The organism is Sphingomonas sp. BK235, assembly GCF_004345855.1.
Classification (GTDB): domain Bacteria; phylum Pseudomonadota; class Alphaproteobacteria; order Sphingomonadales; family Sphingomonadaceae; genus Sphingomonas.
Map to the genome: position 1 here is coordinate 167,821 of NZ_SLXN01000005.1, position 13,175 is coordinate 180,995.

Below are 13,175 nucleotides of genomic sequence, written 5' to 3' on the forward strand. Positions count from 1 at the left end.
CGCGGCGACGCGATCGGACGGAGGAGCAGGCATGGCGGTCGAGACCGACACCCGCGAGATCACCGCCGACGCGCAGCTGCGCGCGGGCGAGGTGGACGGTGCGACCGCCACGTTGCGCGCGCGGCTGCGGCTGCGCCCCGACGACCGTCGCGCGCGGATGTTCCTGTTCCAGCTGCTGTGCGTCGCGGGCGACTGGGACCGTGCGCGCGCGCAACTGGATCTGCTGGCGCAGCTCGCGCCCGAGACGCGGATGCTCGCCACCGCTTATGGTCAGGCGATCGGCGGCGAGATCGCGCGCGCCGCGGCGATGCGCGGCGAGGATCCCGCGCCGCTGCTGCGCGCCTCGCCCGGCTGGGCGCTCGACCTCGCCAACGCCTTCGCCGCCGACGCGCGCGGCGCCGCCGAGATGCGCGCGCGCGCCTTCGCCGCGGCGCCCGACCTGCCCGGCACGATCGACGGGCGCGCCTTCTCCTATCTCTACGACGGCGACGGCCGCTTCGGCCCGACGTTCGAGGCGATCGTCGCCGGGCGCTGGGGGCTGCTGCCCTTCTGCGTCGTCGAGGAGATCCGTACCGAGGGGCCGGTCGACCTGCGCGACCTCGTCTGGCTTCCCGCCGAGATCCGGCTGCGCGACGGCGGCGCGGTCGCGGCCTTGCTCCCCGCGCGCTATCCCGGCAGCGAGCGCGCGGAGGACGACCGGCTGCGGCTCGCGCGCCGCACCGACTGGTCCGGCGCGGGCGACGCGCGCGGCATCGGCCAGCGGGTGTGGACCACCGACCGCGGCGAGGAGATCGGGCTGCTCGGCTTCCGCCACCTGCGCTTCGCCCCGCTGTCGTGACCCAGCGGATCAACCCGACCCTGTTCGACAAGCTGGTCGCCGACCGCGCCGCCGAGGACGCGGCCGCGGCGCCGGACGAGGGCGCGCGCTTCCACGTCGTGCCGCGGATCGAGCGGTTCAACGAGACCGCGCTGCGCGCGACGCTGCTGCGCGAGCTCGCCTGGTTGCTCAACACCACGGGGCTCGCCGCGGTGCAGGACCTCTCCGCCGCGCCCGAGGTGATGACCTCGACGCTCAACTACGGACTGGGCGATCTCAGCGGCACGCTGCTGACCCGCCCCGGCGTGCAGGCGCGCGCGCGCGACATGCGCGAGGCGATCGCGCGCTACGAACCGCGCATCGCGCGCGGCTCGCTCGAGGTCGAGCCCGCCGCCGCGGCGCCGCGGCCCAACAGCGTCGGCTTCGTGATCCGCGGCGACGTCTCCGCCGCGGTGCAGACGCTGCCGGTCGAGATCCGCACCGAGGTCGACGTCGACACCGGCGCGGCGCGCGTCGGGGAGGGCTGATGGACCCCCGGCTGCTCGACGCGTATAACGACGAACTGGTCCACCTGCGCGAGACCGCGCGACGGTTCGGCGAGGAGCATCCCGCGGTGGCGGGGCGGCTCGGGCTGGGCGCGGGGGCGGACGTCGACCCGCACGTCGAGCGGCTGCTCGAGGGCGTCGCCTTCCTCGGCGCGCGCGTCCAGCTCAAGCTGCGCGACCAGTTCCCCGACTTCACCCAGCATCTGCTCCAGCTGATCCAGCCGCATTATCTCGCGCCGATGCCGTCGATCTGCATCGTCGGCTTCGAGCCGCGCGAGGGCGACGCCGCGCTGGCGGAGGGGGTGACGATCGCGCGCCACACCCGGCTCCACGCCACCGCCGCCGACCGCGACGGCACGCCGGTGACCTTCCGCACCGGGCAGGACGTGACGCTGTGGCCGATCCGCGTCGCGGCGGTGGACTATCTCGCCACGCGCACCGCGGTGGCGCCCTATCTGGGCGCGATGCCGGCGGGCGAGACGATCGAGGCGGCGGTGCGGCTGCGCGTGGAGACCACCACGGGCGCGCCGCTCGCCGCGCTGCCGCTCGACACGCTGCCGCTGTATCTGGACGGGGCGGGCGTGGTCCCGGGCGAACTCTACCGCCAGCTCATCGGCGATGCCGCCGCCGCCTTCGCGCTGCCGGTCGACGCGGCGCCGGGCGCGTGCGGCGCGGTGCCGCTGCCGCTGCCCGCGCAGCACGGGTTCGACGCGGCCTGCGCGCTGCTGCCCGACGAGCCGCGCGCCGGGCGCGGCTATCGCCTCCTGTCCGAATATGCCGCCTGTGCCGAGCGTTTCCTGTTCGTGCGCTTCGACGGGCTGCGTCGCGGCTTCGCCGCGCTGGGCGAGGCGCCGGCGTGCGACCTGATCGTGCCGCTGCGCCGCAGCGTTCCCGCGCTCGCCGGGGCGCTCGGCGCGGCGCATCTGCGCCCGTTCGCCACGCCCGCGATCAACCTGTTCGAGAAGCAGCTCGACCGCGTCCCGATCGGCGCGCTCGACCATGAGCGCCAGGTGATCGCGGATCGCGCGCGCCCGCTCGATTTCGAGGTGTATCGCCTGCTCTCGGTCACCGCGCACGGGCGCGACCCGCAGGACGCGCGCGCGGTGGCGCCGCTCTACGATCATGCCGGGCAGCTCCATGACTGGAGCGAGGCGCTGTTCTACGTGACGCGGCTGCGCCACCGCCGGCTGTCGACGCGCGAGCGGCGGATGCGGCGACGCGACGATTATGTCGGCACCGAGACCTGGCTCAGCCTCACCGCACCCGGCCGCCCCGACCGGCTCGGCGAGGTGACCGAGGTGTCCGCGCGCGCGCTGGTGACCAACCGCGAGCTGGCGGGCACGATCCGTACCGCCGGCGCCGCGCTGGTGGCGGAGGGCGTGCCCGCGCGCGCGATCACGCTGCTGCGCGCGCCGACCCGCCCGCGCCCGCCGCTCGGCATCGGCGACGCGGCCTGGCGCGTGGTCGCGCATCTGACGCCCAATTACACCGGCTTCGCGAGCGATCCCGCGGGTGACCCGGCGGTGCTGCGCCAGCATCTCGCGCTGTACGCGCGGATCGACGATCCCGCGTCGCGGCGCGCGGCCGACGGCGTCCGCTCGGTCCATGCCGCGCTGGTGTCGCGCCGCCTGCCCGATCGCGCGCGCCCCGCCTTCGTGCGCGGCACCCGGCTCACCGTCACGCTCGACGACGCCAGCTACGAGAACGGGCGGCTGTTCCTGTTCGGCGCGGTGCTGGAGCGCTTTCTCGCCGAATTCGCCAGCGTCAACGGCTTCGTCGAGACCGTCATCGAGACCGCGCAAGAGGGGAGGATCGCGACATGGCCAGCGCGGCTCGGCCAGCGCCCGACCATCTGAGCCATCTCGCGCACGCCGCGACGGCGGTCGCGCGGGTCGAGCCGCTCGCGCTGCTGCGCGGGGTGGAGGCGCGCGCGCCCGCGCTGCCGCGGATCGGCGAGGCGCGGCGGCCCGAGGACGATCTGGTCGCGCTGGTCCATGCGCCCGCGCTCGCCTTTCCCGCCGCGACGCTCACCGCGATCCAGGTCGCCGGCGCGCACGCGACGGTGGAGGGCCAGTGGCTCGGGCTGACCGGGCCGATGGGGCCGCTGCCGCTCCACCTCAGCGAATATGCCGCGGACGAGCGCCGTCACGCGCGCCGGCAGCCGTTCGGCGGTTTCCTCGACGTGCTGTCGGGGCGGATGCTGCAGCTCTTCTATCGCGCCTGGGCCGCCGCGGTGCCCGCCGCCAGCGCCGACCGCCCCGACGACGATCGCCTCGCCGGCCAGATCGCGGCGCTGACCGGCGCCACCGATGGCGCCGCGGCGGCGCAGGCCTTTCCCGCGGCGGCGCGGCTCCGCTACGCCGCGCTGTTCGCCTCGCCGCGCAGCCCGGGCGGGATCGCGGGCGCGCTGTCGGACCTGCTGCGCGTGCCGGTGCGGATCGTCGAACATGTCGAGCGCTGGCGCGACGTCGCGCGCGACGAGCAGAGCGCGCTCGCTGGCGGCCATGCCGCGCTGGGCGGCGGCGCGCTGGCGGGCGCGCGCGTCTGCACCGCGGACGAGGCGTTCAAGGTGGTGATCGCGGTGCGCAGCCGCGACGAGCATCGCGCGCTGCTGCCCGGCGGCGCGCGCTACGCGCTGCTGGTCGAGGCGCTCGACGCCTTCGCGCCGCCGCAGCTCGAATGGGAGATCGAGCTGGCGGTCGCCCCCGCCGCCGTGAGCCCCGCGCGGCTGGGCGGCACGGCGCGGCTCGGCTGGGACAGTTACACCGGCGCCGCCGCACCCGGGCGCGTCCGCGCCGAGGCGCGGCTCGGCGCGCAGGCGCGCCGGCTCGCGCGCCAACGATCGCAGGAGACCGCCGCATGACCGACATCAGCCGCACCGCCCTTTTCGGCCGGCTCCACCCCGTCGCGCTGCGCGCGATCGAGACCGCGACCGGCTTCTGCCGGCTGCGCGGCAACGCTTATGTCGAGCTGGCGCACTGGCTCCACGTGCTGGTGGGCGACGCGCGCAGCGACGTGGCCGCGATCCATGCCGCCGCAGGGATCGACGGCGCGCGCCTCGCCGCCGACCTCACCGCGGCGCTCGACCGGCTGCCGCGCGGGGCCAGCGCGGTGAGCGACTTCGCGCCGCAGGTGGAGGAAGCGATCGAGCGCGGCTGGATGTACGCCTCGCTGCTGTTCGCGGCGCCGCGGGTGCGATCGGGGCATCTGCTGTTCGCGATGCTCAAGACGCCGGTGCTGCGCGGGCTGCTGCTCCAGCTCTCGGGCGAGTGGCGCCACCTCTCGGCCGACCGGATCGGTGCCGACTTCGCCGCGCTCACCGCCGGCTCGGACGAAGATGACGCCCCCGCCGACGCCGTGCCCGCACCCGCCGCGGCGGGGCCGGGCGGCGAGGGCGCCGACGCGCTGGCGCGCTATGCCGTGGACCTCACCGCGCGCGCGCGCGCCGGCGCGATCGACCCGATCGTCGGGCGCGACGCCGAGATCCGCCAGGTCATCGACGTGCTGCTGCGCCGTCGCCAGAACAACCCGATCCTCACCGGCGAGGCGGGGGTGGGCAAGACCGCGATCGTCGAGGGGCTGGCGCGGCGCATCGCCGACGGCGACGTGCCCCCCGCGCTCGCGACCGTGAGCCTCCACGCGCTCGACGTCGGGCTGCTCCAGGCGGGGGCGGGGGTGAAGGGCGAGTTCGAGAAACGGCTGCGCCAGATCGTCGACGCGGTGGAGCGGTCGCCGCACCCGATCATCCTGTTCATCGACGAGGCGCACACGCTGATCGGCGCGGGCGGACAGGCGGGCACGAGTGACGCGGCAAACCTGCTCAAGCCGGTGCTGGCGCGCGGGCTGGTGCGCACCATCGCGGCGACGACCTGGGGTGAATATCGCCAATATGTCGAGAAGGACCCGGCGCTGGCGCGGCGGTTCCAGCCGATCGCGGTGGCCGAACCCGATCCCGCCGCCGCCGCCGACATGCTGCGCGCGCTCAAGGCCGCGGTGGAGGCGCACCATCGCGTCACCGTGCTCGACGAGGCGGTGCAGGCCGCGGTCAGGCTGTCGCAGCGCTATATCCCGTCGCGCCAGCTCCCCGACAAGGCGGTGAGCCTGCTCGACACCGCGGCGGCGCGCGTCGCGGTGTCGCAGCACGCCACGCCCGCGCCGGTGGAGGATGCGCGCCGCCGCATCGAGGCGCTGACGCTCGAGCGCGACATCGCCGCGCGCGAGGCGGAGCGCGGCTATGTCGGGGCGGGGGCCGGGGCCGGCGCAGGGCGCGTCGCGACGCTCGACGCCGCGCTCGCCGAGGCGACGCACGCGCGTGACGCGCTGGAAGCGCGCTGGCAGGCCGAGCGCGACGCGGTGGCGCAGGTTGCCGCGCTGCGCGCCAGCGGCGGCGACGGGCTGGACGCGGCGATCCGCGCGGCAGCGCGCGTGCGCGGCGAGGCGCCGATGGTGTTCGGCGAGGTCGACGCCGACACGGTCGCGGCGGTGGTGGCCGATTGGACCGGCATCCCCACGGGGCGGATGGTGCGCGACGAACTGGCCGCGACGCTGACGATCGAGCAGCGGCTCAAGCGCCGCGTCGTCGGGCAGGATTCGGCGATCGCCGCGATCGCGCGCCGGCTCCGCACCGCGCGCGCGGGGCTCGGCCATCCCGACCGGCCGGTCGGGGTCTTCCTCCTGTGCGGCCCCTCGGGAGTGGGCAAGACCGAGACCGCGCACGCGCTCGCTGAGCTGCTCTATGCCGGCGAGGACAGCCTGGTCACGATCAACATGAGCGAGTTCCAGGAGGCGCACAGCGTCTCGACGCTGAAGGGCGCGCCCGCGGGCTATGTCGGCTTCGGCCAGGGCGGGGTGCTGACCGAGGCGGTGCGACGCCGCCCCTATTCGGTGGTGCTGCTCGACGAGATCGAGAAAGCGCACCGCGACGTCCACGAGATGTTCTTCCAGGTGTTCGACAAGGGCTATATGGAGGATGCCGAGGGGCGCTTCATCGACTTCCGCAACACGCTGATCCTGCTCACCTCCAACGTCGGGTCCGAGCTGGTGACCGCGCTGGCGGACGAGGCCGCGGCCGAGGGGGAGCCGCTGGCGGGCGCGGGTGTCGCCGCCGCGCTCCGCCCCGCGCTGCTCGAGGTGTTCCCGCCCGCGCTGCTCGGCCGGCTGGTGGTGCTGCCCTATCAGCCGCTCTCGCCCGCGGTGCTGCGCGGGATCGTCGCGCTCCAGCTCGACCGGATCGTCCGCCGCGTCGCCGATCACCACGCGGTGACGCTCGGCTATGACGAGGACGCGGTGGCGCTGATCGTGTCGCGCTGCGAGGAGGTCGCCTCGGGCGGGCGGATGATCGACGCGATCCTCACCAACACCCTGCTGCCCGAGCTGTCGGTGATGCTGATCGAGCGCCAGATCGGCGGTCGACCGCTCGCCGCGATCCGCGTCGGGGCGGACGCGGCGGGCTTCACCTATGACGTCGTCGAGGTCGCGGAGGTCGCGGAGGCTGGGCCGCGCGCGATCGAGGCGGCGGCATGACGCGCCGCGCGCGATGAGCGATCCCGCCGAACCCACCGTCTTCGCGGGCGCGCCCGACCCGCGCGCGCGCGACCGCGCCGCCACCCTGGTCGCGGGCGACCTGCTCAACGGCATCTACCGCGTCGATCGTTTCATCGCGCGCGGCGGGATGGGCGAGGTGTTCGAGGGCGTCAACGTCGAGACCGAGGAGCGCGTCGCGATCAAGGCGATCCGCAGCCATCTGGCGAGCGATCCCGGCGTCGTCGCGCTGTTCCGCAAGGAGGCGCGCGTGCTCACGCAATTCGCGCATCCCGCGATCGTGCAATATCGCGTGTTCGCGCGCGATCCTGTGCTCGACCTGCCCTATATCGTCACCGACTTCATCGACGGCGCGCCGATCACCGCGCATCTGGACGGGCAGCCGCGCGCGCTCGCCGAGGTGGTGATGCTGGCCCGGCGGCTCGCCGCCGGGCTGGAGGTGGCGCACGACCATGGCGCGATCCACCGCGACATGGCGCCCGACAATGTGCTGCTGCCCGACGGTCGGCTGGAGCGCGCCAAGATCATCGACTTCGGCATCGCCAAGAGCCTGACTCCGACCACCGAGACGGTGGTGGGCGACGGCTTCGCGGGCAAGCTGGGCTATGTCGCGCCCGAGCAGTTCGGCGACTTCGGGCGCCAGATCGGGCCGTGGACCGACGTCTACAGCATGGCGCTGGTGCTGCTGGCGGTGGCGCGGGGGCGCGCGCCCGCGATGGGGACGACGCTGTCCGAGGCGGTGGAGCGGCGCCGGCTCGGCCTCGCGGTGACCGACCTGCCCGTGGCGCTGGCGCCGGTGCTGGAGCGGATGCTCGTGCCCGATCCCGCGGCGCGGCTGCGCTCGATGCGCGAGGTGCTCGCCGGGCTCGACGCGATCCGCCTGCCCGACGCGCGCGCGATCACGCCAGCGCCGCGCCGCGTCGTCGCGCCGGCACCCCCCGCGGCGCCGTCGGTGACCGCCGCCGTCGACGCACCGACCACCTTCATGCCCGTCGTCGCCCCATCGCCCGCGCCGCGGACGCCGCTGAGCCGCTGGCGCGGTACGGGGCGCTGGGGCTGGGTGCCGCTGGTGGCGGGCGCGGCGGTGGCGGGGGGAGCATGGCTCCAGCGTCCCGCACCGCCCGAGCGTGCCGCGCCGCGCCCGACCGTCGCGCCGCCCGCGCCGCGCGCGGCGGCGGCGTCGGCAGCCGTGGCGCCCGCGCCCGCGCCCGATCGCGTCACGCGCGCCGCGGCGCTGCTCGACGCGCTGCCCTGCACATGGGCGAGCGCGACGTTCGACGCGCGCGGCGATGCGACGCTCGCCGGCGCGACCGCGGACCCGGCGGCGCTGGCGGCGCGGCTCGGCCGGCCGGGCACGATCGACGCGTCGCGTCTGGCCGCGCTCGCGCCCGCGCAATGCGCCGCGCTGGCGGCGCTGCGGCCGTATCGGGTGCCCGGTGCGGCGCGACTGCGGTTCACGCCGCGGACGCGGGCGGACTGTCCCGGCGGCGCGATCCTCGTCGCCGCGCCGGCGCGCCGCGACACCGCGCTGCTCGCGCTCGATCCGGGCGGGCGGCTGCGCGCGCTGGGCGGCGCGCGCGGACGCTATTGCGTCGCGGCCGGGGGGATCGCCGGCTTCTTCCTGGTAGAGGGCGCGCCCGTGGGGATCGCGACGCGCGACGGTGCGCTCGTCCGCGACTGGCGCGCGCGGCTCGCCGCGGCGCCGCGCGCGCCGCGCGTCACCGCCGCCTTCGTGCGCGTCGACCCGGCACCCGCGGTCGCGCCCGCGGTGCTCGGCGCGATGCTCGATCCCGCGGCGGCGCCGCTCCCCGCGCCGGCGCGCGGCGACGACACCGCCGACGCCAACCGCCATGAGCGCGACCGGCTCGAGCGGCTGCGCAGCGAGACCGGGCCGGACGTCGCGGCGTGCCAGACGTTCGACGGGCGCTGGCGCGCGATCGGCCACCTGTCGCTGCGCAGTTGCGTCGCCGAGGCGCTGGCGTCGCGCTGCACCGCCACCTTCGCGCAGCACGGCGCGGTGATGTTCCGCCGCAACGGGCGCTACCTCCAGCAGCAGCGCGGCACCGCCTGGCGCAACCTCGCGCGCGACCGCTGCGACCGCTGAGCCGGTCGCCGTGGTCGGCGGCTCCGGGGCCGATCACGTCGACGCGGCGGACAGGGCGAGTCACGGTAATGCGTGTCCCGTCGGGAGCCGGCGGCGCGCCGGTGCTGGCCAGACGCACGCCGCCGTGCGAGGCTCGCGCCGATGACGACCGCGCGCCTCCTGTTCGCCACGATGGCCGCCGCGATCGGTGGCATCGTCGCCTCGCCCGCCGCGCCGCGGGACGCGCCCGCCGCGCCGGTCGCGCAGCCGCCCGATCGCGCGCGCCTGTTCGTGCTGACCGATATCGGCAACGAGCCGGACGACCAGATGTCGCTCGTCCGGCTGCTGCTCTATTCCAATGCGATCGACATCGAGGGGCTGGCGGCGGTCACCTCGACCTGGCTGCGCAGCACCACCAACGCGGCGACGCTGCGCGCGATCATCGCCGATTACGGCGCGGTGCGTCCGCAACTGCTGCGCCACGCCGAGGGCTGGCCGACCGCGGACGCGCTGCGCGACCGTGTCGTCGCTGGCCTTCCGCGCTACGGCATGGACGGGGTGGGCGAGGGACGCGGGTCGGCGGCGTCGCGCGCGATCATCGCCGCGGCCGACCGCGCCGACGCGCGACCGCTGTGGATCAGCGTGTGGGGCGGCGCCAACGCGCTGGCGCAGGCGCTCTACGATGTGCGGCGGACGCGATCGCCCGACGCGACCCGCGCGTTCGTCTCGCGGCTGCGCGTCTATGCCATCGCCGATCAGGACGATGCGGGCGCGTGGATCCGGCGCGAGTTCCCCGCGCTGTTCGTCATCGTCACGCCCTCGTCGCAGGACAGCGGCGACTATGCCGCGGCGACCTGGACCGGGATCAGCGGCGACGCTTTCTATCGCAACGGCGCGGGGGCCGACGCGCGCACGATCGGCCATGACTGGCTCGATCGCCATATCCGCGGCGACCGGCCGCTGGCGCGGCGCTATCTGCGGCACGACTATATCATGGAGGGCGACACGCCCGCCTTTCTCGGGCTGATCCCCAACGGGCTCAACCGCCAGGACCAGCCCGACTGGGGCGGCTGGGGCGGGCGGTACGTGCTGCGTCGCCCCGCGGGCGAGAGCCGCGCGATCTGGACGCAGGGGGGCGAGGACACGCTGCGGCTGAGCTCGCGCGACACGGTGATCGGCACGGACGGCCGGCCCCATGTCTCCGACCAGGCGACGATCTGGCGGTGGCGCACCGCCTTCCAGCATGATTTCGCGGCGCGCATGGCCTGGACGCATCGCCCCTGGGCAGGCGCCAACCACGCCCCGCTCGTCGCGGTCGACGGCGCCGCCGGCACCGCCACGGTGCGGCGCGAGGTCCGCCTGGGCGAGACGCTTCGGCTCGACGCGCGCGCCAGCCGCGACCCCGACGGCCAGCGGCTGCGCTATCGCTGGTACGCTTATCCCGAGGCGGGTCAGCCGGCGGGCCAGCGCTCCGCGGTGGTGACGCTCGCGGGGGCGGAGCGGCCGGTCGTCGCCATCACCCCCACGAAACTCTGCGACACGCCATGGCCGACGCGCGCGGCGCGCTGCGACCGCGGCACGGTCCATGTGGTGCTGGAAGTCACCGATGACGGCGCCCCGAGCCTGACGAGCTACCGCCGGATCATCCTGTCGGTGACGCGCTGACCGCGCGCCGCCGCGCCGCCGGACGGAGGATCAGGCGAAGCCGATCGCGAAGACGCTGCCGTGCCGCGTCGGCAGTCGCTCGGGTCGCTCGATCACCAGGGCGCGGTCGGTCTGGCGGAAGGCGACCGTGCCGCCATGGCCGAGCAGCCGCACGCGCCGCACGCGCCGCGCTTCGTGCGGGTTGCCCGCGGCGAGCGCGGTGATCGCCACCTCGCGTCCGGGCGGCGCCAGCGTGATCGCGTGGAGCGTGTCGCCGCGCGTGGTGAAGCGGATATCCTCCGCGCGATAGTCGCCGCTCTCCTTGAAATTGCCCGCGGCGGCGGTGGTCGGCCCTTCGCCATAGATCTTCCATGGCCGCGACCCGTGGATCGCGCCGCCATTGACCGCCATCCACGCCGCCAGCTCGTCGAGCAGCTCGACCGACTCGGCGGGCAGGCTGCCGTCGGCGCGGAGCGCGACGTTGAGCAGCAGGTTGCCGTTCTTGCTGACGATATCGGCCAGCATCGCGATCACCTGCGCGGGGGTCTTGTAGCGATCGTTCTCCTTCTCGAACCAGTCGCCGTTGGACGTGTCGGTCTGCCACGGCAGCGGGTTGATCCCCTCGAGCACGCCGCGCTCGACGTCCTGCACGCCCCATTCGCGGTGGAACTCGCCCGAGCCCAGGTTCTTGGACGCATAGACCGCCTCGAGCCGGCCATGCCGCGCGATGCTGCTGTTGTAGAGATGCGCGACCAGCGCGCGCCCGACCGCACCGAACGGCAGCCCACCGTCCGAGTAGAGCAGGTCGGGCTCGTAGGAATCGACCAGGTCACGGATGCGCGCGAACCATCGCGCGTGATAGGCCGGGTTGCGGGTGTACCAGGTGTCGGGCCGGTCGAGGAACGGCTCGTCGCGATTGTCGTGATAGAGGTCGGCGAAGCGCGGGTCGGCGCCGTCGTAGCTGACCCCGAGCTTGGGCCAGAACTGATCGTAGAGATGATTGGGATGCCACCAATTGTAGCTCGCGCCGAGATGCTCCGACACGCCGAAGCGCAGACCGCGCCGCCGCGCCGCGCGGCGCCACTCGCCGACGATGTCGCGCTTCGGTCCCATCGCCACCGCGTTCCAGCGGTGATGCCGCGAGCGCCACAGGTCGAAATTGTCGTGATGCACCCCCATCGACACGAAATATTTCGCGCCCGCCGCGGCGTAGCGCGCCATCAGCGCCTCGGGATCGAACGCCGCCGCGGTCCACAGCGGGATGATGTCCTTGTAGCCGAACTCGGACGGGTGGCCGTAGGTCTTGACGTGGTGCGCGTAATGCGGGTGGCCCGGGCAATACATGAAGCGCGCGTACCAGTCGCCCTGGCGTGGCACCGCCTGCGGTCCCCAATGCGCCCAGATGCCGAACTTGGCGTCGCGGAACCAGGCGGGGGCCTGATAGCCCAGCAGCGACTCGACCGTCGGGCCGAAACGCCCCGGCGCGATCGCCGGCGTGACGGCGGCAGGATCGGCCGCGCGCGCCGGAACGGGAGCGGCGACGGCGCCCAGCGACGCCGCCATGAATTCGCGCTTGTTCCAGCCCGCCATCGTCTCTCCTTTAACGCGATGTCATCCTTGCAAGCTCATTTTCATTTGGCAAGGTTGGCGTCGTATCGGCGCGCGGCGGGGGCGACGCGTCGGGTTTGACAGCGCGGCGGCGCTTTCCCATGGCATCGCAACGGCGAGCGGGGAGGATAGGGCATGGCGGCGGGAGCAAAGGCGACCTATGCGGCGCCAGCGGTCCAGAAGACCTTCGAGATACTGGAGTTGCTCGAGGCGCATCCCGCCGGGCTGCTGGTCAGCGAGATGGCGGTGCTGCTGGGGCGATCGGTCGGCGAATTGTTCCGCATCGTGATCGTCGTCGAACAGCTGGGCTATCTGCGCAAGTCGCTGAAGGACGATCGCTACAGCGTGGCGTACAAGTTGCTCGACCTCGCCTATCGCGCGACCCCGGCGCACGATCTGGTCGACGCCGCGCGCCCGGTCATGCGGCGCCTCGCGGTGGACACCGGCCAGTCGTGCCACCTCGTCGTGCTCAACGAGGGCAGCGGACTGGTGATCGCGCGCGAGCACAATCCCGGCACGCGCGGGTTCGCGCTGCGGCTGGGCGCGACGGTGGACCTGCTCGCCAGCTGCTCCGGCAAGGTGCTGCTGGCCTTCGCGGCGGCGGAGACGCGCACCGCGGCGATCGCGCGCGCGGTCGCCGAGGGCCATGCGGTGGAGCGCGGCACGCTGGAACGCCAGCTGGCGCAGATCCGCACCGCCGGCCACGCGCAGCGCAAGAGCCCGATCACCCTGGGGGTAACCGACATCAGTTACCCGGTGTTCGGCTTCGACGGGCTGGTCGCCGCGGCGCTGACGATCCCGTTCCTGCGGCTGATCGACGGGTCGCAGCAGGTCGATATCGACGCGGCGCGGGCGCTGTTGGCGGATGCCGCCGCCGCCGTGACCCGCACATTGACTTCCGCCGATTGATCGATTGCACCGTATGCAATTGTATTTC

9 protein-coding genes are annotated in these 13,175 nt (G+C 74.5%); 8 read left to right on the forward strand and 1 reads right to left on the reverse strand.

Features of this window, described 5'->3' with window-relative positions; genetic code table 11:
• Positions 1-31 precede the first annotated feature (31 nt).
• The 7 genes from EV292_RS14385 to EV292_RS14415 all read left to right on the forward strand — a co-directional run bounded on the left by EV292_RS14385 (position 32) and on the right by EV292_RS14415 (position 10,651).
• Positions 32-838 carry a type VI secretion system accessory protein TagJ gene (locus EV292_RS14385; RefSeq protein WP_243693786.1) on the forward strand — a complete coding sequence of 269 codons (807 nt, stop codon included), beginning with the start codon at positions 32-34 and terminating at the stop codon, positions 836-838.
• Positions 835-1,344 (forward strand): type VI secretion system baseplate subunit TssE, encoded by a 510-nt coding sequence (gene tssE, locus EV292_RS14390; RefSeq protein ID WP_132909925.1) that lies wholly within the window; start codon positions 835-837, stop codon positions 1,342-1,344. Before EV292_RS14385 ends, tssE begins: the two co-directional genes overlap by 4 nt.
• Positions 1,344-3,218 (forward strand): type VI secretion system baseplate subunit TssF, encoded by a 1,875-nt coding sequence (gene tssF, locus EV292_RS14395; protein WP_132909926.1) that lies wholly within the window; start codon positions 1,344-1,346, stop codon positions 3,216-3,218. The genes tssE and tssF overlap by 1 nt, the downstream gene beginning before the upstream one ends.
• Complete coding sequence (gene tssG / locus EV292_RS14400; protein WP_132909927.1) at positions 3,182-4,225, forward strand: type VI secretion system baseplate subunit TssG; 1,044 nt, start codon at positions 3,182-3,184, stop codon at positions 4,223-4,225. The genes tssF and tssG overlap by 37 nt, the downstream gene beginning before the upstream one ends.
• Positions 4,222-6,885 (forward strand): type VI secretion system ATPase TssH, encoded by a 2,664-nt coding sequence (gene tssH / locus EV292_RS14405; protein ID WP_132909928.1) that lies wholly within the window; start codon positions 4,222-4,224, stop codon positions 6,883-6,885. The genes tssG and tssH overlap by 4 nt, the downstream gene beginning before the upstream one ends.
• Before the next feature lie 13 nt (positions 6,886-6,898).
• Positions 6,899-9,007, forward strand: a complete 2,109-nt coding sequence (locus tag EV292_RS14410; protein ID WP_165927120.1) for a serine/threonine-protein kinase — start codon at positions 6,899-6,901, stop codon at positions 9,005-9,007.
• Positions 9,008-9,148: 141 nt separating this feature from the next.
• Complete coding sequence (locus EV292_RS14415; RefSeq protein ID WP_132909930.1) at positions 9,149-10,651, forward strand: nucleoside hydrolase-like domain-containing protein; 1,503 nt, start codon at positions 9,149-9,151, stop codon at positions 10,649-10,651.
• Between the two features lie 30 nt (positions 10,652-10,681).
• Here the strand turns inward: EV292_RS14415 and EV292_RS14420 are convergent, their stop codons facing one another.
• Positions 10,682-12,220, reverse strand: coding sequence for an alpha-L-fucosidase (locus EV292_RS14420; protein WP_132909931.1), 1,539 nt, complete (start codon positions 12,218-12,220; stop codon positions 10,682-10,684).
• Positions 12,221-12,373: 153 nt separating this feature from the next.
• Here EV292_RS14420 and EV292_RS14425 point away from each other — a divergent pair, with 153 nt between their 5' ends.
• The gene (locus tag EV292_RS14425) at positions 12,374-13,147 is read left to right on the forward strand and encodes an IclR family transcriptional regulator (RefSeq protein WP_132909932.1); all 774 of its coding nucleotides are present in this window, start codon (positions 12,374-12,376) and stop codon (positions 13,145-13,147) included.
• The last annotated feature ends 28 nt before the right edge of the window (positions 13,148-13,175 follow it).

What these genes read in the sequence shown, in the direction of transcription:
- EV292_RS14410 (WP_165927120.1), top strand. Translation starts at nt 6,899, where the DNA reads ATGAGCGATCCCGCCGAACCCACCGTCTTCGCGGGCGCGCCCGACCCG.
- tssF (WP_132909926.1), top strand. Translation starts at nt 1,344, where the DNA reads ATGGACCCCCGGCTGCTCGACGCGTATAACGACGAACTGGTCCACCTG.
- EV292_RS14385 (WP_243693786.1), top strand. Translation starts at nt 32, where the DNA reads ATGGCGGTCGAGACCGACACCCGCGAGATCACCGCCGACGCGCAGCTG.
- tssH (WP_132909928.1), top strand. Translation starts at nt 4,222, where the DNA reads ATGACCGACATCAGCCGCACCGCCCTTTTCGGCCGGCTCCACCCCGTC.
- EV292_RS14420 (WP_132909931.1), bottom strand. Translation starts at nt 12,220, where the DNA reads ATGGCGGGCTGGAACAAGCGCGAATTCATGGCGGCGTCGCTGGGCGCC.
- tssG (WP_132909927.1), top strand. Translation starts at nt 3,182, where the DNA reads ATGGCCAGCGCGGCTCGGCCAGCGCCCGACCATCTGAGCCATCTCGCG.
- EV292_RS14415 (WP_132909930.1), top strand. Translation starts at nt 9,149, where the DNA reads ATGACGACCGCGCGCCTCCTGTTCGCCACGATGGCCGCCGCGATCGGT.
- EV292_RS14425 (WP_132909932.1), top strand. Translation starts at nt 12,374, where the DNA reads ATGGCGGCGGGAGCAAAGGCGACCTATGCGGCGCCAGCGGTCCAGAAG.